Annotated in this window: 21 protein-coding genes; 4 read left to right on the forward strand and 17 right to left on the reverse strand. The window is 70.5% G+C overall.

Features of this window, described 5'->3' with window-relative positions:
* Nucleotides 1-52: 52 nt before the first annotated feature.
* Both ACZY0Y_RS02500 and ACZY0Y_RS02505 read right to left on the reverse strand, forming a co-directional pair.
* Nucleotides 53-856: a carbon-nitrogen hydrolase family protein gene (locus tag ACZY0Y_RS02500; protein ID WP_463956677.1), complete on the reverse strand. Its 804-nt coding sequence runs from the start codon at nt 854-856 to the stop codon at nt 53-55.
* A gap of 98 nt (nt 857-954) precedes the next feature.
* On the reverse strand, nt 955-1,335 hold the full coding sequence (locus tag ACZY0Y_RS02505; RefSeq protein ID WP_463880537.1) for a hypothetical protein: 381 nt from the start codon (nt 1,333-1,335) through the stop codon (nt 955-957).
* Nucleotides 1,336-1,432: 97 nt separating this feature from the next.
* Between ACZY0Y_RS02505 and ACZY0Y_RS02510 the strand changes: the two genes are divergently transcribed.
* A complete protein-coding gene (locus ACZY0Y_RS02510; RefSeq protein WP_463880534.1) occupies nt 1,433-2,704 on the forward strand; it encodes a heparan-alpha-glucosaminide N-acetyltransferase domain-containing protein in 1,272 nt (423 codons plus the stop codon).
* Nucleotides 2,705-2,797: 93 nt separating this feature from the next.
* Here ACZY0Y_RS02510 and ACZY0Y_RS02515 read toward each other — a convergent pair whose 3' ends face one another.
* From ACZY0Y_RS02515 to ACZY0Y_RS02545, 7 genes are all read right to left on the reverse strand, one after another.
* A complete protein-coding gene (locus tag ACZY0Y_RS02515; RefSeq protein ID WP_463880532.1) occupies nt 2,798-3,280 on the reverse strand; it encodes a hypothetical protein in 483 nt (160 codons plus the stop codon).
* 5 nt (nt 3,281-3,285) lie between these two features.
* On the reverse strand, nt 3,286-4,044 hold the full coding sequence (dapB, locus tag ACZY0Y_RS02520; RefSeq protein WP_463880529.1) for a 4-hydroxy-tetrahydrodipicolinate reductase: 759 nt from the start codon (nt 4,042-4,044) through the stop codon (nt 3,286-3,288).
* Between the two features lie 166 nt (nt 4,045-4,210).
* A complete protein-coding gene (locus tag ACZY0Y_RS02525) occupies nt 4,211-4,729 on the reverse strand; it encodes a molybdenum cofactor biosynthesis protein MoaE (RefSeq protein ID WP_463956678.1) in 519 nt (172 codons plus the stop codon).
* On the reverse strand, nt 4,719-5,231 hold the full coding sequence (locus tag ACZY0Y_RS02530) for a MogA/MoaB family molybdenum cofactor biosynthesis protein (protein ID WP_024366770.1): 513 nt from the start codon (nt 5,229-5,231) through the stop codon (nt 4,719-4,721). The genes ACZY0Y_RS02525 and ACZY0Y_RS02530 overlap by 11 nt, the downstream gene beginning before the upstream one ends.
* On the reverse strand, nt 5,228-5,731 hold the full coding sequence (moaC, locus tag ACZY0Y_RS02535; protein ID WP_463880523.1) for a cyclic pyranopterin monophosphate synthase MoaC: 504 nt from the start codon (nt 5,729-5,731) through the stop codon (nt 5,228-5,230). The genes ACZY0Y_RS02530 and moaC overlap by 4 nt, the downstream gene beginning before the upstream one ends.
* Complete coding sequence (locus ACZY0Y_RS02540) at nt 5,719-6,942, reverse strand: molybdopterin molybdotransferase MoeA (protein WP_463880521.1); 1,224 nt, start codon at nt 6,940-6,942, stop codon at nt 5,719-5,721. Before ACZY0Y_RS02540 ends, moaC begins: the two co-directional genes overlap by 13 nt.
* A 92-nt stretch (nt 6,943-7,034) precedes the next feature.
* Nucleotides 7,035-8,636 carry a molybdopterin-dependent oxidoreductase gene (locus ACZY0Y_RS02545; RefSeq protein ID WP_463956680.1) on the reverse strand — a complete coding sequence of 534 codons (1,602 nt, stop codon included), beginning with the start codon at nt 8,634-8,636 and terminating at the stop codon, nt 7,035-7,037.
* A gap of 238 nt (nt 8,637-8,874) precedes the next feature.
* On the opposite strand from ACZY0Y_RS02545, the gene moaA reads away from it, so the two are divergent.
* Complete coding sequence (gene moaA / locus ACZY0Y_RS02550; protein ID WP_463956681.1) at nt 8,875-10,041, forward strand: GTP 3',8-cyclase MoaA; 1,167 nt, start codon at nt 8,875-8,877, stop codon at nt 10,039-10,041.
* Between the two features lie 7 nt (nt 10,042-10,048).
* Nucleotides 10,049-10,315: a MoaD/ThiS family protein gene (locus tag ACZY0Y_RS02555; RefSeq protein WP_463880514.1), complete on the forward strand. Its 267-nt coding sequence runs from the start codon at nt 10,049-10,051 to the stop codon at nt 10,313-10,315.
* 30 nt (nt 10,316-10,345) lie between these two features.
* On the opposite strand, the gene ACZY0Y_RS02560 is transcribed toward ACZY0Y_RS02555, so the two are convergent.
* Nucleotides 10,346-11,482, reverse strand: coding sequence for a helix-turn-helix transcriptional regulator (locus ACZY0Y_RS02560; RefSeq protein WP_463880511.1), 1,137 nt, complete (start codon nt 11,480-11,482; stop codon nt 10,346-10,348).
* Between the two features lie 132 nt (nt 11,483-11,614).
* Between ACZY0Y_RS02560 and ACZY0Y_RS02565 the strand changes: the two genes are divergently transcribed.
* Entirely contained in the window at nt 11,615-11,896 is a 282-nt protein-coding gene (locus ACZY0Y_RS02565; RefSeq protein ID WP_463956780.1) for a hypothetical protein, read from the forward strand.
* A gap of 29 nt (nt 11,897-11,925) precedes the next feature.
* On the opposite strand, the gene ACZY0Y_RS02570 is transcribed toward ACZY0Y_RS02565, so the two are convergent.
* From ACZY0Y_RS02570 to ACZY0Y_RS02600, 7 genes are read right to left on the reverse strand one after another with little or no spacing between them, the layout of a single operon-like run.
* Complete coding sequence (locus tag ACZY0Y_RS02570) at nt 11,926-12,831, reverse strand: alpha/beta hydrolase (protein WP_463956682.1); 906 nt, start codon at nt 12,829-12,831, stop codon at nt 11,926-11,928.
* Nucleotides 12,828-13,511, reverse strand: a complete 684-nt coding sequence (locus tag ACZY0Y_RS02575; RefSeq protein WP_463956683.1) for a TetR/AcrR family transcriptional regulator — start codon at nt 13,509-13,511, stop codon at nt 12,828-12,830. The genes ACZY0Y_RS02570 and ACZY0Y_RS02575 overlap by 4 nt, the downstream gene beginning before the upstream one ends.
* Nucleotides 13,508-15,124 (reverse strand): class I adenylate-forming enzyme family protein, encoded by a 1,617-nt coding sequence (locus ACZY0Y_RS02580; protein ID WP_463956684.1) that lies wholly within the window; start codon nt 15,122-15,124, stop codon nt 13,508-13,510. Before ACZY0Y_RS02580 ends, ACZY0Y_RS02575 begins: the two co-directional genes overlap by 4 nt.
* The gene (locus ACZY0Y_RS02585; protein WP_463956685.1) at nt 15,121-16,392 is read right to left on the reverse strand and encodes a branched-chain amino acid ABC transporter permease; all 1,272 of its coding nucleotides are present in this window, start codon (nt 16,390-16,392) and stop codon (nt 15,121-15,123) included. The genes ACZY0Y_RS02580 and ACZY0Y_RS02585 overlap by 4 nt, the downstream gene beginning before the upstream one ends.
* Nucleotides 16,389-17,264 carry a branched-chain amino acid ABC transporter permease gene (locus tag ACZY0Y_RS02590; protein ID WP_463956686.1) on the reverse strand — a complete coding sequence of 292 codons (876 nt, stop codon included), beginning with the start codon at nt 17,262-17,264 and terminating at the stop codon, nt 16,389-16,391. The genes ACZY0Y_RS02585 and ACZY0Y_RS02590 overlap by 4 nt, the downstream gene beginning before the upstream one ends.
* Nucleotides 17,261-18,040 carry an ABC transporter ATP-binding protein gene (locus ACZY0Y_RS02595; protein ID WP_463880496.1) on the reverse strand — a complete coding sequence of 260 codons (780 nt, stop codon included), beginning with the start codon at nt 18,038-18,040 and terminating at the stop codon, nt 17,261-17,263. The genes ACZY0Y_RS02590 and ACZY0Y_RS02595 overlap by 4 nt, the downstream gene beginning before the upstream one ends.
* The gene (locus tag ACZY0Y_RS02600; protein WP_463880494.1) at nt 18,037-18,801 is read right to left on the reverse strand and encodes an ABC transporter ATP-binding protein; all 765 of its coding nucleotides are present in this window, start codon (nt 18,799-18,801) and stop codon (nt 18,037-18,039) included. Before ACZY0Y_RS02600 ends, ACZY0Y_RS02595 begins: the two co-directional genes overlap by 4 nt.
* Nucleotides 18,802-18,897 lie beyond the last annotated feature (96 nt).

Below are 18,897 nucleotides of genomic sequence, written 5' to 3' on the forward strand. Positions count from 1 at the left end.
ATGATGTGACAATGACGGCGACGTGATGAAGATCAAACCCGGGCCGTCAGCCTCACCCGGGGGCCGGCTGTCGGGATGCCGGAGCCGTCCGCTTCAGGGCAGCACTCTCCTGGGCGTAGCAGTCCAGGACGTTGTGCTGCAGGGTGGCGGTCAGCACCTCAGTCCCCGTTCCGGACGCCTGCCGGATCACGAGTCCGTCCGGTCCCCAGAAGCCGCTCCTGCCGGTCGAGGGCCCGCATTCAGTGCTGCCGCCGAGGTTGGCCAGCACGGTGAACATCCGGTTGTCCATGGCCCGGGCTCCCAGATGCAGGGCCAGCCGGTGGTCCTCGCCCGCGGTATAGAGGGCCGATACGGCATAGACGTCCGCGCCGGCCGCGGCCGCCTCGCCGGCATGGACCGGGCGGGCGGTATCCAGGCAGATGGCCAAAGCGACCTTCCAGCCGTCCAGCGTCAGGACGGCAGTCCGGTCTCCGGCGCTGAACACCTGCCGCTCCGGTCCATGGAGCCAGACCTTGAAGCCGGTTTCCAGCTCACCGCTGGGGTGCAGGGCGAGCGATGCCAGGCGTGGCGTGCCGTCCGTTTCCCGGAAGGGGGCACCCACGACTGCGGTGATCCCGGTCCGCCGGCAGATTTCGCGGAGGCCGTCGAGCCGCCGGTCCGCGGCCGTCACCCACCGCCCCGGGTCCGACAGTCCGTCCGGGTCGTAGCCCGTCAGGGAGAGTTCGGGGAACACCACCAGGCGGGCGCCATGGCTGTCCGCGTCCTCGATGAGGCGGACGTGTTCGGCGGCGTTGGCGCGAATGCCGCCGTCGAGGGCCGTGTACTGGATGGCGGAAAGCGTCAGTGCGGTTCTCACCCTGCCATCCCAGGCACCGCAGTATTCCAGCGGGCCCGTTGTCCGGATGGTTGTTCGGATGGTTGTCCGGATGGTTGTTCGGATACGGGAAGGGAAGGTCAGTCGGCACCACCCCCGGGCGGCGTGGTGCAGTAGCGGCCCACGGCGGTTTCGCGCAGGGACTCGGCCCACGACGCGAGCCGCTGCGCTGCCCGCACGTAGTGGAAGAGTTCGGTGGGAGTCAGCGATTCGAGGTCCGTCTCGGCGAGCCGGCGGGCCAATTCCGCCCCCGGAGCCTGCGCGGAGAGGACCGTGCCTTCCCGCTGCCACTGGATGTCCTCGGCCGCTTCGCCGGCCACCAATTGCCGGAAGAGGAAATCCACGACGCCGGGACTCATCGCTTTGAGGACGCCGGACGCCGGGTCCGGGCCGCACTGTTCCGGCCGGGTGGAGTCGCGCGTCCCGGATGCGGGAACGACGGGCTCTGGTGTGTTGTTCATGGCCCTATGGTATTCGAACATATATTCGAATACAAGGCCGCGGCGGTCACACAATTTTCGACAGGCCCAGCACAGGCGGATATGAGACGATCGAGGCATGACCCCGCGCGGATTGGCTTCCTCATCCAGGACCGCCCGGGGTAGGAGCAGGGTCAGGAACAAGTCCAGGAACGCGGCGAACACCACCGGAATACGGCTCTCAGGCATTGACGCCGCCCGCGGATTGGCCCTCCTGGGCATGATGGCCACCCACGTGTTCCCCACCTTCGAGTCGAACGCCCAGCTCACACCCACCTGGGTGGGTCTCGTGTTTTCCGGACGGGCCTCGGCCCTCTTCGCTGTGCTCGCAGGGATCGGGCTGGCCCTGTCAACCGGCAAGCAGCAGCCGTTCCAGGGTCCGCAGCTGTGGGCGGCCCGCCGGGGGGTCGCCCTCCGGGCGCTGGTGGTCGGCGCCGTCGGGTTCTCCATCGGCGGGCTCGAGGTGAACATCGCCATCATCCTGGTCCACTACGCAGTGTTGTTCCTGTGTGTGCTGCCCTTCCTCGGCCTGGACGTCAAACATCTGCTGGTTCTGGCTGCCGGCTGGGTGCTCATCACCCCGGCCCTCGCCTTCCTCCTGCGGCCGTGGCTCCTCACCGCATCGCCTCCCCTGCAGCTGGGCCACAATCCGAAGTGGGAGGATCTGTCCACCCCCGCCGTGCTGCTCGGGGACCTTTTCCTGACCGGCTATTACCCCGTCCTCCAGTGGATCGCCTACCTGCTGATTGGCCTCGCGATCGGCCGGCTGGCCCTCACGACGGCGGTGGTCCCGGTACTGCTGCTGGCGGTGGGAACCGTGGTGGCGGTCCTGGCCAAGTGGCTCAGCGTGGTGTTGATGGAGGACTGGGGCGGCCGGGCGGCGCTGCAGGCGTCCCTGCTGAATCCCTCCTATCCGCTGGAAAGTCTCCTGCAGGTCAACCTGGCCGGCGTGGACCAAACCGGCTCCGCCTGGTGGCTCGCCTCCAGCGCCCCGCATTCGGGGACCACGCTGGATCTGCTGCACACCTCGGGGGTGGCGGCGGCCGTCGCCGGGGCCTGCCTGCTGCTGGGCCGGCTGGTGGAGCGCGCCGGAGTGGACGTGCTGCTTCCGGTCCGGGGTGCCGGTGCCATGACCCTGAGCCTGTACACGGCCCACCTGTGCGTGATGGCCTCGCTGTACGGCCAGCCGCTGCCATCGGGGTGGACGGTTGAGGGCGTGTACTGGGCGCAGGCCGTGGCGATCCTGGCCCTGGGCGGAATCTTCGCGGCCCTGGCGTGGCGGGGGCCGCTGGAGTGGGTGGCTCATGCCGCCAACCAGCTCGGCCGCTACCAGCCGGCCCGGGTCCGCTGACTGGCTCAGTACCGCGGCTCAGTACCGCGGCTCTGCCCGCTGTGGTTCTATCCGGGCGGGCCCACGGGCGGGCCTGGGCCAGGCCGGGGTGGCTCAGGCCTGGCGGGATCCGGTCCGGTACAGCCGGACGGCGTCGCGCATCGAGGCGCGGGCCCGCTTGCGGTCGCCCGCGGCGTCATAGGCGCAGCTGAGCCGGAACCAGGAGCGCCAGTCCTCCGGCGCGGCTTCCGTCTCGGCACGGTACTTCTCGAATTCCAGGTCGGCGGCCTCGCGGATGATCCGTCCCGCGGGGGTGCGCGGCAGGTTGTCCTCGGGCAGCCCGCCCTCAGCCTCGAGGATTTTCGCCAGCCGTTCGGTCCGGGCGCCAAAGAGCAGCTCGCGGACCAGGGCCCAGGCTCCGATCACCGGCAGGAGCAGGTAGGCCACGCCAATCGCCTTGGCCACCGGGTTGGCGTCCGTCATCAGGAGCACCGAGCGCTGGAAGGACACCACGAGGTAGAAGACAAGCAGGAGGGTGACGGCGCCGACCCAGATCTTGGTGCGGTTGGCCTTGAAGGCAGTCAGGACGTTGGCCACGGCGCTCAGAGCCCCAGGTCCAGGTAGCCGTCCAGGCCCACGGTGAGGCCCGGGTTCCCGGCAACGTTGCGCACACCCAGCAGCACGCCGGGCATAAACGAGGCGCGCTCGAAGGAGTCGTGCCGGAAGGTCAGCTGCTCCCCCGGCCCGCCCAGCAGGACTTCCTGGTGCGCCACGAGGCCGCGGAGCCGGACGCTGTGGACGCGGACGCCGTCGACGTCGCAGCCGCGCGCACCGGGGCGCTCGCTCGTGGTGGCATCGGGGCTGCCGGGCAGGTTGGCGGCTGCGCGCTCGGCGGAGATCAGCTGCGCGGTGCGCACGGCGGTTCCGGACGGGGCGTCCACCTTGTCCGGGTGATGCAGTTCGATGATTTCGACCGATTCGAAATAGCGCGAGGCCTTGGCGGCGAACGCGGAGGCGAGGACCGAGCCGAGGGCGAAGTTCGGGGCGATCAGGACGCCCACGCCGGGCTGGCCGGCGAGGAGTTCCTCAAGCCGGCCCAGCCGCTCCGCATCCCAGCCGGTGGTCCCCACGACGGCGTGCATGCCGTGTTCGACGGCGAAGGCGACGTTCGCTTCGGTGCTCCCGGGGACCGTCAGATCCACCACGATCCGGGCTCCGGCGTCGACGAGGATGTCCAGGGAATCATTCCGGCCCAGCGCGGCGACAAGTTTGAGGTCCGCGGCGGCCTCGACGGCCTGCACGGCTTCGGCGCCCATGCGCCCGTTCGCGCCCAGCACGGCGACTGCGAGTTGTTCGGTCATGCCTTCAACCCTACCGCCGGGGCGGCTGCCCGCCGGAACCGCGGCCCTGCGTTACAGGCTTCCCGCACGTCGCCGGGCTGCGTGCTTCGGGCCCTGTTCTTCCACCCGCGGGCTTCGGGCTGCCTGCTTCGGGATGCGTACTTCGGACTGCGTACGTTGGGCCGGACTATGCCCCCGCGCCCACCCACTCGACGGTGCCGTCGGTAAAGAACTGTTCCTTCCAGATCGGAACCTGGGCCTTGATCCGGTCGACGAGTTCCGAGCAGACCTCGAAGGCCTGGCCCCGGTGCGCGGCGGAGACGGCACAGACCAGGGCGGGATCGCCGATCTCCAGCATCCCGATCCGGTGTGCCACCCAGATCCGTACCGGCTGGGCTGTGGTGCTGTCGGTCTCAGCGCCGGTTGCAGTTTCTGTTCCGGCGGCGGCTGTCCCGGCGGCCTGTTCGGCAACGAGTTGCGCGACGACGTCGGCCATCACCTGGTGCGCCGTCGGGTGCGCGCTGTAGCTGAGCCGCTGGACGGGTTTGCCGCCGTCGTGGTTCCGGACCACGCCGCTGAAGCTGACCACGGCGCCCGCGGTGTCCGATTCGACGGCGGCGATGGCCTGGTCCACGGAGATGGGCTCGGCACTCAGCACCGCGTTCACCACTACAAAGGCTGGTTCAAAGGCTGGCTTAGTGGCCATGGCTGCCTTCCAGCTGGTCGCACAGGTGTCCAAGGATGGGGTCCAGCACGCTGAGTCCGTCCATCACGCCCTTCGGGGATCCGGGGAGATTGACGATGAAGGTCTGGCCGGCGGCGCCGGCGTGGCCGCGGCTGAGCATCGCCATGGGGGTCTTGGCGGTCCCGGCGCCCCGGATGCCTTCCATGATGCCCGGGATCTCCCGGTCCAGCAGGGGAAGGGTCTGTTCCGGGGTGGCGTCGGTGGGGCTGAGGCCGGTGCCGCCGCTGGTAATGATGACGGCGGGCGCCTGCGTCAGGAGTGCGCGCAGGGCGGCACCGACGGCGTCGCCGTCCGGGACCACCATGGCCGGGTAGGCCTCGAATCCGTGTTCGGTGAGCCAGTCGATGATGACGGGGCCGGTCAGGTCTTCATAGATTCCGGCCGCGGCGCGGGTGGAGGCAATCACCACGCCGGCCTTCCGCCCGGTGGCTTCGCCGTGCCGGTGTGGTTCGGGCATGCTCATCGTGTCCAGTCCCCGCTCTTGCCGCCGCTTTTGGCCAGCACCTTGATGTCCGTCAGTACCGCGTGTTTGTCCACGGCCTTGATCATGTCGTACACGCTGAGGGCGGCCACCGAGGCCGCGGTCAGCGCTTCCATTTCGACGCCGGTGACCCCGAGGGTCTTGACCGTGGCGAACACCGTGACCGAGTCAGTGTCGAGTTCGAAGTCGACGGTGACCTTGGCGAGCGGCAGCGGGTGGCACAGCGGGATCAGGTCCGCGGTCCTCTTGGCGGCCATGATGCCGGCGACCCGGGCAACGGCGAGTGCATCGCCCTTGGGCAGGTCGCCCGCGCCGAGCAGGGCCAGGACCTCGGCCGTGCTGCGGACGGTGGCGGTGGCCGTGGCCTCGCGGGTGCTCGACGCCTTGTTGGACACGTCGACCATCTGGGCTGTGCCGTCCTGCCGGAGGTGGGTCAGGCCTGCGTGTTCAGGTGCGGGGTTTTCTTCGTTCACAACATCCATACTTCCACCTCCGCGCCCTCGGCGAGCACGGCGATTCCTTCCGGCACCTGGATCAGGGCGTTGGAGTGCGCCAGGGCGCTGACGAGGTGGGAGCCGGCGCCGCCTTCCAGCCGGACGGTGCCGTCGGGGAGGACCGTGCCGCGCCGCACCTGGTGCTTGCCCGCCGGCGACGTCAGCGCCCCGGCCAGCCGCGCCCTGGCCACAGGCCGCGGCGCGGGTGAGCCGAACAGGTTTCCCAGCGCGGGCCGAAGGAACATTTCGAAGGAGACGAGGCAACTCACCGGGTTCCCCGGGAAGCCGAGGACCGGGACGCCGTCGAAGGTGCCGATCCCCTGCGGTCCGCCGGGCTGCATCGCGACGGCGAGGAAGTCGACGTTGTGGCCCTCCATCGCCTGCCGGACCACCTCGTACGCCCCCTTGCTGACCCCGCCGGTGGTGACGACCAGGTCCACGTCTGCCGCGTGCCGGCGCAGCAGGCGGGCGAGTTCCTCCGGGCGGTCGGTGGAAATTCCGGTCCGGGTGACGTCGAGGCCGGCCTGGCGCATGGACGACTCCAGCAGGGTGGCGTTGGAGTCGTAGATCTTGCCGGTGCCCAGCGGGCTGCCTGGCTCCACGACTTCGTCCCCCGTGGTGACCAGCAGGACCCGCAGCGCGCGGTAGACCGGGACCTCGGTGAATCCCAGGGCGGCCAGGAGTCCCAGCTGTCCGGGTCCGAGGCAGGTTCCGGCGGCGAGGGCGGGCTCGCCGGTGCGGATGTCGCTGCCCTCGTCGCGGACGAAGTTCCGGGCCGGGGCGGCGGGCAGCCGGACCGTGGCCGGCACCCCCGGTGCCGGGAAGACGTCGGGGATGGCCTGTTCGATCGGCACGACGGCGTCCGCCCCGGGCGGCATCATGGCCCCGGTCATGATCGGGGCGGCTGTCCCGGGGGCCAGTTCAGGGGGCGCGGCCCCGGCCGCGACGGGGGCGGCGACGCGCAGTTCGGCGCCGCCGTCGGGCACGTCGGCGCTGCGGATGGCAAAGCCGTCCATCTGCGAATTCGCGAACGGCGGCAGGTCCAGCGGAGCCACGATGTCCGCCGCGAGCCCGCGGCCCAGCGCCGAAAGGAGCGGGAGCCGTTCAACCCGGTCCGGGGTGCGGAGCGGGGCCAGCAGCTGGCGGACCGCTTCGCGGTGCGCTTCCACGGTGACGTGCCGTGCCTGGGTGCGGTGCATGCGTTGGTGACCCCTCGTCTTGAGCCATAGGCTGAGTTCGCCGGTCCGGCTCCCTGGCCCGGCTCCGTGGCCTGGCGTGTTGGCCCGGCCCGTTAGGACTTCACGTCAACTCTAACCGTGTGAAAGCCCGTGGCCCCGCTGGGCGCCACCGGCGCGCGGTCCTCCACCTGCGCGGCGCCGTTAAGGTCCGTGGCCCGGACCTGGACCTCGTACTGGCCGGGGGTCAGCGGCAGGTCGAGTTTCCACTGGTACCAGGTGTCGTGGGAGATCCCGGGAGCGAGCTCCGCCTGCTGCCACGCGCCGCGGTTGACCCTGAGCTCCACGCGGCCGATTCCGGTGTGCTGGGCCCAGGCCACCCCGCCGAAGGCCACAGTGCCGGCGCGCACGGAGCGGCCGTCCCGGGGCACATCGATGCGGGACGAGGTCTTGATGGGCCCCCGCTCGCTCCAGCCGCGCGGCGTCCAGTATCCGGCGTCATCCGCGAAGCGCGTCACCTTGAGCTCGGTGACCCATTTGGTGGCCGACACGTAGCCGTACAGGCCGGGGACGATCAGCCGGGCCGGGAAGCCGTGCTCCAGCGGCAGCGGTTCGCCATTCATGCCAACAGCCAGGAGCGCGTCCCGGTCGTCCGTCAGCACCTCCAGCGGGGTGCCGGCGGTCCAGCCGTCAGTGCTGCGGGACAGGACCATGTCCGCCCCGTCCTTCGGGCGTGCGAGTGCCAGCAGTTCCCGGACCGGCCAGCCGAGCCAGCGGGCGTTGCCAATCAGGTCCCCGCCCACCTCATTGGAGACGCAGGCAATAGTGACGTGCCGTTCGATCAGGGGTTTGGCCAGCAGCGCGGCGAAGTCCAGGGAGATCTCGCGCTCCACGAGGCCGGTGACTTTGAGGGTCCACTGGCCCGGGTCCACCACCGGGACGCGCAGCGCGGTGTCGATCCGGTAGAAGTCCTTATTGGGAGTCACCAGCGGGCCCACGCCGTCCAGCCGGACCTCCGCTCCGGCCGGGACCGGCGGGGCCGGGGACGCCGGCGCGGGGAGCGCCAGTTTGCTGCGCAGTTCACTCACGACGGCGGCGGCGCCCCGGATCGTCGAGGCCAGGACGCCGGCGACGGCCGCGACGGCGGCCGTTCCGCCGAGCGCCTGGAAGAAGCGACGGCGGGAGGGAGGCTGCCTGGGGGCGGTCGTTTCCGGGGCGGTCGTTTCCGGGACAGTTGCTTCCGGGACAGCAGCTTCCGGACCGGGATCCGCGGGCGGGCGAGCCTCGCCGGTGTGCCGCTCCCCCAGCCCCCGGACCAGCCACCGCAGCAGGATCATGGACAGGACGGCGGCGAGCAGCGGGACCGGGATCGCGTTCACGGTCAGTTCGGTCCGGCCAAGGACGGCCACGAGCCCCACCACCCCGAAGACGGCGATGATGGCGACCCCGGCGAGCCGGCGCCGCAGCTCCACAATTCCGGACAGCGCGGCCAGTGCAGCGATGAGTTGCCCCATGCCGCCCAGCAGGGCAATCTTGTCCGCCGTGCCGAAGAGCGACACAGCCCAATCCTTAACGCCCGGCGGGACCACGTCGATCACGGCGCCGCCGACAGCAGTTACCGGGGACAGTGAGGGGCTCACGAACCCTGCCGCGAGCTCCCCCAGGGCAAGCCCCGTTCCGACGGCCACGACTCCGGCTGCGGCCGCCCAGGCGGTCACGTGCCGGGCCGGACTTCGCCGGCCGGGTTTCTGCGGCCCGGGGATGGCCGTCCCGGAAGTGGGCGTGCCAGGCGTCTGCCGGCCGGGCCGCGGTGTGGCGCCTGGCGTGCCTGAGTGAGCGTGCGGGGTGGTGTTCACTCCACCAGCATAGGTACGCGCCGGACCGGCGGAACCGCCGACGGCGGAATCCTGGCACAACAGGAGTGATGCCGGCGCCGGGGTGGCGTAGCCTGACGTTATGAGTGTTCAGCTAGGTATGCCCCAGCCCCGCGCGGATGACGGACCCGGCGCGGGCACCTCCGGCGCGGGCACCTCCGGCGCGGGCACCTCCGGCGCGCAGCTGGCCGCGCGCCCGGCCGGAATGCCCGCCGGCCTCGTGGACCGTTACGGCCGCCGTGCCACCGACATGCGGCTGTCCCTGACGGACAAATGCAACCTGCGCTGCACCTACTGCATGCCGGCCGAGGGCCTGGAGTGGCTGTCCAAGCAGGCGGTGATGTCGGCGGAGGAGATAGTCCGGATCGTGCGGATCGGCGTCGACATGCTGGGTGTGCGCGAGCTGCGGCTCACCGGCGGGGAACCTCTGGTCCGGGCCGATCTGCTGGACATCATTTGGGCGCTCCGCCAGGCCCACCCTGACCTTCCCATCTCCATGACCACGAACGCCGTCGGGCTGGACAAGAAGGCTGCCGGGCTCAAGGCCGCCGGACTGTCCCGCATCAATGTCTCGCTCGACTCGCTGCATGAGGAGACGTTCACCCGGCTGACCCGCCGCCCCTTCCTGAACAAGGTCCTGGCCGGCGTGGACGCGGCCTGGGCGGCCGGACTGGGTCCCGTGAAGCTCAACGCCGTGCTGATGCGCGGCATCAACGACGTCGAATCCCCGGCGTTGCTGGCCTGGGCGCTGGACCGCGGCTACGAGCTTCGGTTCATCGAGCAGATGCCGCTCGACGCCGACCACGGCTGGACCCGCCGGAACATGATCACGGCCGCGGAAATCCGTGAGCTGCTCTCCGTGGACTACGTGCTCAGCGCCGATCCCCGGGACCGCGACGGCGCCCCGGCGGAACGCTTCGAGGTCCGGGCCAGGGTCCCGGGCACGGCCGAGGCTGCCGGCCCGGTGCTGGGAACCGTGGGGATCATCGCCTCTGTCACCGAGCCGTTCTGCTCCGACTGCCGCCGCACCCGCATCACGGCCGAGGGCAAGATCATGAGCTGCCTCTTCTCCCGCGAGGAAGTCGACCTGCTGGGGCTGCTCCGCGAAGGCGCCAGCGACGAACAACTCGCCGGGCGCTGGCAGGACGCCATGTGGATCAAGCCCAAGGCCCACGGCATGGACCACGTCGGACTGGACGCCCCGGACTTCGTCCAGCCGGACCGCAGCATGAGCGCCATCGGAGGCTGAACCACCTGTGAACGTACGTTACTTCGCTGCCGCGCGCGCTGCCGCCGGCGTCGAGGAGGAGCACTTCGACCTCCCCGTGAACGCCACCGTCGCCTCGCTCCTGGACGCGATCCTCGCCGTCGACCGACCGGAACCACCGGCCGGGACCCCTCCGCTGGCGCGCCTGCTGTCCCGGAGCAGCTTCCTGCTCAACGAGGTGGCGGTGCGGAACCGTGCAGCGGCGCTGAAGCCGGACGACGTCGTCGACGTGTTGCCGCCGTTCGCCGGCGGCTAGGCCCGGCCCGCCAGGCGCCGCGGGGGCTCGTCACGACCGGCCGCCCGCCGCGCCTGGCCCGGGCGGCACAGCCGCAGTGCCAAGGGCCAGGCCCAGCAGCGCGCTCCGGCTCCGGACGCCGCAGGCAGCGAAAACAGCCTTGAACTGGTCCTGCACGGTGTAGGGGCGGATTCCCAGGGCGGCTGCCAGCCCGGACGTGTTAAGTCCGCCGGCGGTGAGTCCCAGGAGCCGGTGCTGTTGCGGGGTCAGGGCAAAGCAGCGGGCGAACACCTCCAGCCGGTCCGCCGCCGGACACTCCTGGATGGTCACCGCGAGCGGAGGCGTTGCCCCCGGCCGGCTGGCGTCCATCCTGGTGGAACGCAGCAGCGCCCAGGCGCCGCGGCCCACGGGAAGACGGGACATCGCCGGGCGGGCGTCCACCCCGGCTTCCCTGGCCAGCAGCTGGGCGGCGACGTTGAGGACCTCCGCCGGAATGCCCTCGTACGGCCGGGGTCCGCGCTGCAGCAGCCCCAGCCAGTCGCCGGCTGAGGCGGTCTGTCCCACCACGGACAGCTCCTCATCGAGCGTCAGTACGGCCTGCGGCGGCAGGGGATTCCGGACTGCCAGCCCGGCAGGGCCGCTCCCGTCCGCGTCCCGCCGGCACTGTGCCGCGCGGCTCCGCCGGAGCCCGGCCGCCACGAGCGGCGCCGCCGTGGCAAGGTACTCCGCCTCCGGCTCGGCGAAAATGCCCTCGTCCCCGGAACGCCAGAGGTCCAGCCAGCCCCAGCAGCCGTGCTTGTCGGCGAAGACCGCGGACAGCACGTCTGTCACCCCGTAGCGGACCAGCAGCCCGTTCCACAAGGGACTGCGCGCCGGATGCCCGCCCGTCGCCATCAGCAGGGTGGTGGCCGGCCGCGGCTGGCCCATCAGGGCGGTCCAGCGGCAGTCCGGTGTCAGGTACTTGAGCCGGATCAGGTCCGGAAGCTCGTCCGGACAGGGGATCCTGGCCATCGGCGAGATGCCGGTGGCCGATTCAGGATCCGCCAGCGGCCAGGCATAGGCGCTGAACGGCACCATACGGCCCAGTTCCGCCAGCACCCCCCGGCGCAGCTCCCGGTCGTCGGGGACGTCGCGGCAGAGCTGCCCGATGCGTTCCAGGCTCCGGCTCAGCGCCCAGCTGGTGGTCATGGATTCAGTATGCCCCTTGGGCTTTGCCTGCTGAATCCGCCTCCAGATTTCTGGGATACCGCACGCTGCCCGCGTACGCCTAGCGTGGAACATCCCCGCAACGAGGGGACACCAACGGAAGGAAAGATTGTGATGTACACCTTGCAGATCGAGCACGGGATCAAGGATTTTGGCCTCTGGAAGAGCGCATTCGACCGTGACCCCGTCAACCGCGCGGCGTCGGGCGTGACCGAGCACCGGATCAGCCGGCCGGTGGAGGACCGGCACTATGTGGTGGTCGAACTCGATTTCGAGCGGCGGGCCCAGGCGGAAGCCCTCCTGGCGAGCCTTGAGGCGAACGTCTGGACGTCCCCCGCAGCGGCCCCGGCCCTCCAGGGTGCCCCGAAAACCCGGATCCTGGAGTCAGCCGTCTGATGCGCCGGCGCCACCCCGGCGCCACCTGGCTACGCGACCGCCAGCGCCTCCCGCACGGTGTCCGCGACAGCAGCGGCGCCTGTCCTGCCCATGACGATCGTGTAGTGGTTGACGTCCGGGATCTCGCGGACGGTCAACGCCGGCAGCTTCTCCGCCCAGGCATCCAGATAACCGGGCGCGTACAGGCCGCCGGGCTCATTGAGCAGGCCGCGCGGCGCCCGCAGCACGAGGGTCTCCACCGCGAGCTCCTCCAGTGCTTTCAGGAGTGAGGCGCCGCGGTGCAGCTCGGCGGTGTCGTCCGCCATCGCCTGGTACCGTGTGGCCGGCCGGAACACCGGCGCCTCGCCGGTGAGGTCGTAGTCGACATATTCCTCCACGAGCGGGCTCCAGTCCGCGCTGAACGCCGGATGCTGCCGCCAGAAGCTCCGGTAGACCTCCCGGCTGGCGAAGGTGGCGTTCAGGCGCTCCGCCGCCGGACCGAGCACGGCAGCGACGATCTGCTCGTCACTGAGTCCCGCCGGCACCTGCAGCGGCAGTCCGCCGTCGACCAGTACCAGGGACCGCACCCGCTCCGGGTACAGGTTCGCGAGGACCACGGAGGCGAAGGCGCCCATCGAATGGCCAACGACCACCACGGGCCCGGTGCTCAGCGCGGCCAGTAGGGCCGCGAGGTCCTCGGCGTGGGAGGGCATCCCGTACGGCGCGGGCAGGGCGTTGCTCCGGCCCCGGCCCCGCAGGTCCGGGGCAATGATCCTGATGTCCGGCAGGGCCTGGGCCAGCGCCGGCCAGGCCTTGTGGGACGCGGTCACGCCGTGCACCGCCAGGATGGTCGGGGCGGCCGGGTCCTCGGGGCCCCAGAGGGCGGTGTGCAGGGTTCCGCCCCGGACCGCGACCTCGGTGGTCCGGTAGCTGGAGTTGCTGGTTGCCTGGATCATGGGGCTGTCCCTTCCGGGGTCTGAATGGTTCCGAAGTCGGGGCCGGGTCCGGGGGCGGCGCCCGGGGCCGGGGCGAGCGCACGCTCGATGAACTGCATCATTTCCTCAAAGACTTCCTCCGGGACATCCGGCCGGGCGCCCTGGGCGGGTTCGGTGCCTTCCTCATCCCACAGCACCCAGCGCATGCCGATCAGCTCACCGATGCCCATCAGGGCCCAGGCCGCCACGGTGGGATCCATCGCCCGGACTTCGCCGCTGAGCTGCGCGGCTTTGAGCCCCTCGATGTAGCCGTTGACGATCCGGGTGTAGTGCAGCCGCAGCGCGCCGGGCGAGACGAATTCGGCCTGCCGGATGATCCGGTACAGCGCAGGATGTTCGGCGGTGAACTTGAAGAAGGCCCGGAAGCCCGCGCGTTCGGCCGCGAGCCGGGTCCCGGCTGAGCGCGCGGCATCCGTCATGGCGTGCCGGACCCGCCGGTTCAGGTCCTCGACGACCTCGTCAAAAATGGCCTGCTTGCCCTCGAAGTACAGGTAGAAGGTGCCAAGGCCGACGCCGGCCTCCTCGGTGATTTTCACAATCGAGGCCTCGTGGTAGCCCACCGAGGCGAACACCGTTTCGGCGGCCTGCAGCAGCTTGGCCCGGGTGCGGGTGCCCCTGGCGGTGCGCGGCGCGGCGCTCACCGCCGGCCCCCGTCCGCGGGCACTGCAGCGGCCGGGTGTTCGGGGCGTCCTGCCGGTCCGCTCCCGTCGAGCTGCTGGCGGAGCCGGGTCCGCAGCACCTTGTTCAGCGCCGTGCGGGGCAGGGCTCCAACCATTTCGATCCGTGCGGGAACCTTGAAATGCGCCAGCTGGGCAGCGCAGTGCTCGAGAAGTTCCTGCTCGTCCGTGGCCAGGCCGGGGCGGATCACCACAAAGGCCACACCGGTTTCGCCCCAGCGCTCGTCTTCCACGCCGACGACGGCGGCCTGCGCCACCGCCGGATGGGCCAGCAGCGCCGCCTCGACCTCGGCCGGGGCCACGTTTTCGCCGCCGGAAATGTAGATGTCCTTGAGCCGGTCCACGACTTTGATGTAGCCGTCGGCGTCGCGTTCCACCAGGTCTCCGGTGCGCAGCCAGTCCCCGGCCAGGACGGCGGCAGTCGCCGCCGGGTCACGGAAGTAGCCGGCAAAAACCCCGGGGCCGCCCACCAGCAGTTCCCCGGTGGCGGCGCCGTCGAGGATTTCCCCGGTCACCGGGTCGGCCACGGCGACAGCGACATGCGGGTACGGCTTGCCCGAATACCCCACCATCCGGGCGGCGTCCTCGTTGGCCAGGCAGAGCACATTGGGGGACGCCTCCGTGAGTCCATAGCCCTGGCTCAGCGCCACTCCCCTGCGGTGCCAGATCCGCAGCAGCGGCGCCGGCATGGGCGCACCGCCCACCACGGCGTGCCGGAGGCTGCCAAGCTCGGCGGACGCGAAGTCGGGATGTTCGGCGAGCATCATGTACTGGGTGGGGACGCCCATCAGCATGCTCACGCGCCGCTCCGCGATCAGCTGCAGGACCCTGCCGGGTTCGAAGCCGCGTTCGAGCACCACGGTGGCGCCGGTCCACCACGCCAGCAGGGGCTGGATGTTCCAGCCGCCGACGTGGAACTGCGGCAGCACCGCCAGTACGACGTCGGTGCTGCCCAGGTCCAGCGTCCGGGACAGCGAGAGGTTGGTCCAGAAGCAGTTCGCATGGGTCAGCACGGCGGCCTTGCTGGCCCCCTCGGTGCCGGACGTGAAGATCATCAGGAGGGGGTCGTCGTCGCGCACGTCCGTGCGGACTTCATGCCGGCCACCGCTGACCGGCCGCGAGGGCGGGGGCACGGACTTCTCAACGCCGCCGGGGCCCAGTGCGGCGGTCCGCGGCCGGTGCGCCAGCAGCGTGCAGGCCCCCGCAGCGAGGGACTCCAGTTCGTCCTCGACGAGCAGCAGCTGCGGGTCGGCGAGCTCAAGCTGCGCGGCGAGTTCCTTGGGCGAGAGCCGCCAGGACAGCGGGGCGAGGACCAGCCCGGCCTTGGCGCAGGCGAAGAACACCACCACGTGGTCCGAGCTGTTGCCGGTCAGGGTCGCGATCCGGTCCCCCGTGGCGTAACCGGCCGCCGTCAGGCCGGCGGCGAGGCCGGCCGCCCGGCGTTCCAGCTCGCCGTAGCTCAGCGTGCAGCCGCGGTCGTCGATGGCGATCCGCTGCGGCGTGGCGAGGCTGCGGTCCGTGGTCCAGCGGCCCAGGGTGTGCAGCCCGACAGGCCGTCCGGTTCCGGAGGTGCTCATGCCGATTCCTCCAGGATCTCGCGGGACATCGCTGTCCTTTCACTTCCGGTGCTGTCATGTCCGGGGCTGTCAGGTCCCGCACCGCGGCCGCCGCGCCGCGCTTTTTGCCGGTCCCGGCGATGGGCCAGCAGCTGCGCGGTTCCCGTCAGGCCGCCGGGCAGGAAGAGCACCACGAGGATGAACAGGGTGCCCAGGATGAACAGGGGTTCAGACAACGGTACCCGCAGGATGTCCGGCAGCGCATCGATGGCGTCGGAGTTCGCCAGCGTCGTGAGTCGCTGGTCCAGGATGGTGTAGAAGACCCCGCCGATCACCGCACCCCAGCGCGAGCCGACGCCGCCCAGGACCACCATCACGAGCAAGGTGATGGTCAGGTCCGCGGACATGGCCCGCGGGACGGCGCCGCTCTGCAGCAGCAGGAACACCATGCCGATGATGCTGACCAGGATGGCGGAGACCACGAAAATCAGCAGCTTGACGAGGTGCGGCTGCAGGCCCAGGACGCGGACGCGGAGTTCGTTCTCGCGGACCGCGGCGGCGACGTGGCCGGCGCGGGAGGACTGCACCCAGGTGACCACGACGAAGACGGCCACGAGCACCGCCAGGGCCAGCCAGTAGAGGTTGCGGGTATTGACCACGCCCACGAGGAAGTCGGGCAGGTTGTCGGTGCGCAGCGTCAGGCCTTCGTCTCCGCCGGTGGTGCCGTCAGGGTTGCGTCCGACGATCACCGAGCCGGCCTGGGCGAACGCGAGTGTGACCATGGCGAACGGAATGCCGCTGACCCGCAGGCTGATACTGCCCACCACATGGGCCAGCACGATCACGATCAGCAGGGTCAGGCCCATCGCGGGCAGCAGCGGGATGTCCAGGTTCTGCAGGATGATTGCCAGCCCGTAGACCCCGGCGCCGAAATACAGCGCATGGCCGAAGGACAACAGCCCGGCGACGCCGAGCAGCAGGTGGTAGGTCAGGGCGGCGGCGGCCATCAGCATGCACATCGCGAGCAGCTGCAGGGATCCCGGCGTGTACGTCGGTCCGGGCAGCACTCCGGGCAGGGACAGGTTGAGCAGCGGCAGCAGGACCAGGAGCACGATGCCGGCGACCCCGGCGGCTGTGCCGGCGATCTTCCGGCGGGTCAGGCGCGGCCGGCCGGGCTGGTTGTGCCGGTTGGCGGGGCGGGTTCCCGTTGTGCCCCCGCCGGTGCCCTGGGTGTCGGTGCTGTCGGTGCCCGCCCGGTTGGTGCCGGCGGCGTCGGTATCAGTGGTCATGAGGTTCTCCCGAGCAGGCCGGAGGGACGGAACAGCAGCACAAGCGCCAGCGCCAGCACGACGACGAAGTCGCCGGTGCCGCCGAGGTAGAAGTTGGCGAACTGCTGCAGGACGGCGACGGCGACGGCGGCAATGGCCGCGCCGGTCAGTGAGCCCAGTCCGCCGATCACGGTGACGATGAAGGCGAAGATCAGCAGCGAGCCGCCCAACATCGGCGAGACGTAGCCGAAGTAGTGCGAGGCCAGGACGCCGCCCAGCCCCGCGGCGGCACCGCCGATCGTAAAGACGAGGGTGAAGGCCTTCCGGACGTCGATGCCGAGGGCCGTCACCATGGAGCGGTTCTCGACGCCGGCCCGGATGATCATGCCGTAGCGGGTGTTCTTCAGGAAGAACACCAGGGCCAGCAGCACCAGGACGGCGGCGATGATGCAGACGAACCGGTCATTGGGGACGCGGGCGCCGAGGATCTCGGTGGTGTCCTTGAACCAGGCAGGTCCCTGGATGAACACCGGGTCGGTGCCCCAGATGCCGTCGAAGAGGGCAACCGCGGCGAGCGAGAGGCCCACCGTGATGAGGACCTGTTCGATGTGCCGCTGGTACAGCCGGCGGATCAGGACGAACTCGGTGAAGGCGGCGAACGCGGCCCCTGACGCGGCCCCGACCAGGAGGGACAGCAGGAACGTCCCCCAGTTGTCGGAACCGGTCCGGCGGGCGATTTCCCAGCCGGTGAAGGCTCCGAGGGTCAGGAATGCGCCGTGCGCGAAGTTGAGCACGCCCATGAGCCCGTAGATCAGGGACAGGCCGGCGGCCACGAGGAAGTACAGTGCACCCAGGCCCAGCCCGGTGAAGAGCAGGAGGACGACGGTACTCACAGGGCGGCGCCTTTCCCGGCCGGTGTTTCGGCTGTTTTCCCGGTATTCTCCCGTGCGTGGCCCTCAGCGGAGACGCCCAGCAGGCGCTGGGTCAGCTCGGCGTCGTCGAGGAATTCCAGGGCGCTGCCGGTGTGGACCACCCGGCCGCCGGAGAGGACGACGGCGCCCGCGGCGAGCTGCCGGACGACGTGCAGGTTCTGCTCGACCAGGAGGATGGGGACGGTCCTGGCGGCTTCGGCCAGGGTCTCGGCGACCTCGGCGACGATCTTCGGGGCCAGGCCCTTGGTGGGTTCGTCGACGAGGAGGATCTTGTTGGTGTTCAACAGCGCACGGGCCAGCGAGACCATCTGCTGCTGGCCGCCGGAGAGCGTGCCGGCCATCTGGGCGGACCGGGCCAGGAGGTCCGGGAAGAGCTCCTCGACGAGCTGGCGCCGGGGTGCGGCGTCGCGTTCGGCGAGCCGGAGGTTTTCCGCCACGGTGAGCTTGGAGAACACTTCCCGGTCCTCGGGGACGTAGCCCACCCCGCTGCGGATGATCTTGAACGTCGGGTCCTTCTCGATCCGCACGCCGTCGAGCTCCACGGCCCCGGTGCGGTCGATCAGGCCGATGATGGCCTTGATGGTGCTGGTTTTCCCGACGCCGTTGCGGCCCAGCAGCGCGGTGATGCCGGTGGCCGGGACGGTGAAGGAGACGTCCTCCACGACCTGCTGTCCGGCGATGTGGGCGTTGAGGCCCTCAAGCCTAAGAATCGGGCGGGCTTCCACTGCGGCGGTCATACGGGTTCTCCAAGGTAGGCACTCTGTACGGTCGGGTCCGACATCACGGCCTCCGGGGTGTCCAGGGCGAGCAGGCTGCCGTGGTGCATCACGGCCACCCGGTCCACGAGGCCCAGGACCACGTCCATGTGGTGCTCCACCATCATCACGGTGCAGCCGCGGTCCCGGTGCATTCCCCGGATGATCGCGGTGAGGGACGGGACGTCCCCCGACGCCACCCCGGCCATCGGCTCATCCAGGAGCACGACGGCGGGATCCGTCGCCAGCAGCACGGCGATCTCCACCTTGCGTTTCTCGCCGTGCGAGAGGTCCCCCGCCGCCGTCGTGAGCTGGCCGGTGAGCCCGACTTCCTCAATGGTGCCGCGGGCAATCCGGGTGGCCTCGTCGGAGGCGGACGGGAAGCGCAGGATACTGAAACTGCCGCCGAGTTTCGCCTGGGCGGCGAGCCGGACGTTTTCGAGCACGCTGAGCCGGGGAAACAGGTTGGAGGTCTGGAACGTCCGGCCCAGCCCTGCCTTGGCCCGGCGGTGGACCGGGTCGGCCGTGATCTCCCTGCCGTTCAGTGTGATGGTGCCCGCGGTGGGCCGCATCACACCGGAAATCAGGTTGAACAGGGTGGTCTTGCCGGCACCGTTGGGGCCGATGACGCCGACCATTTCGCCGGTGCCGATGGCGAAGCCCACGTCCTGAAGGATGCGGGCACCGCCGATCTGCAGACCGAGGCCGTCCACCGCGAGGGCGGGCAGGGCTGGGGAATTCATTCGGGTCCTTTGTGTTCTCGCTGGGCCGTGAGGGTGGTGGGCGGCGCTGTGCCATGGTGTGCAGCGTTCTGCAGCGTGTTGTGCGGCACAGCGCCG

The sequence above is a fragment of the Pseudarthrobacter kochi genome (assembly GCF_055412805.1).

Coding starts and splice junctions, on each gene's coding strand:
- ACZY0Y_RS02505 (WP_463880537.1), bottom strand. CDS start 1,335: ATGAACAACACACCAGAGCCCGTCGTTCCCGCATCCGGGACGCGCGAC.
- ACZY0Y_RS02510 (WP_463880534.1), top strand. CDS start 1,433: ATGACCCCGCGCGGATTGGCTTCCTCATCCAGGACCGCCCGGGGTAGG.
- dapB (WP_463880529.1), bottom strand. CDS start 4,044: ATGACCGAACAACTCGCAGTCGCCGTGCTGGGCGCGAACGGGCGCATG.
- ACZY0Y_RS02525 (WP_463956678.1), bottom strand. CDS start 4,729: ATGGCCACTAAGCCAGCCTTTGAACCAGCCTTTGTAGTGGTGAACGCG.
- ACZY0Y_RS02530 (WP_024366770.1), bottom strand. CDS start 5,231: ATGAGCATGCCCGAACCACACCGGCACGGCGAAGCCACCGGGCGGAAG.
- moaC (WP_463880523.1), bottom strand. CDS start 5,731: ATGGATGTTGTGAACGAAGAAAACCCCGCACCTGAACACGCAGGCCTG.
- ACZY0Y_RS02540 (WP_463880521.1), bottom strand. CDS start 6,942: ATGCACCGCACCCAGGCACGGCACGTCACCGTGGAAGCGCACCGCGAA.
- moaA (WP_463956681.1), top strand. CDS start 8,875: ATGAGTGTTCAGCTAGGTATGCCCCAGCCCCGCGCGGATGACGGACCC.
- ACZY0Y_RS02560 (WP_463880511.1), bottom strand. CDS start 11,482: ATGACCACCAGCTGGGCGCTGAGCCGGAGCCTGGAACGCATCGGGCAG.
- ACZY0Y_RS02565 (WP_463956780.1), top strand. CDS start 11,615: ATGTACACCTTGCAGATCGAGCACGGGATCAAGGATTTTGGCCTCTGG.
- ACZY0Y_RS02570 (WP_463956682.1), bottom strand. CDS start 12,831: ATGATCCAGGCAACCAGCAACTCCAGCTACCGGACCACCGAGGTCGCG.
- ACZY0Y_RS02580 (WP_463956684.1), bottom strand. CDS start 15,124: ATGAGCACCTCCGGAACCGGACGGCCTGTCGGGCTGCACACCCTGGGC.
- ACZY0Y_RS02585 (WP_463956685.1), bottom strand. CDS start 16,392: ATGACCACTGATACCGACGCCGCCGGCACCAACCGGGCGGGCACCGAC.
- ACZY0Y_RS02595 (WP_463880496.1), bottom strand. CDS start 18,040: ATGACCGCCGCAGTGGAAGCCCGCCCGATTCTTAGGCTTGAGGGCCTC.
- ACZY0Y_RS02600 (WP_463880494.1), bottom strand. CDS start 18,801: ATGAATTCCCCAGCCCTGCCCGCCCTCGCGGTGGACGGCCTCGGTCTG.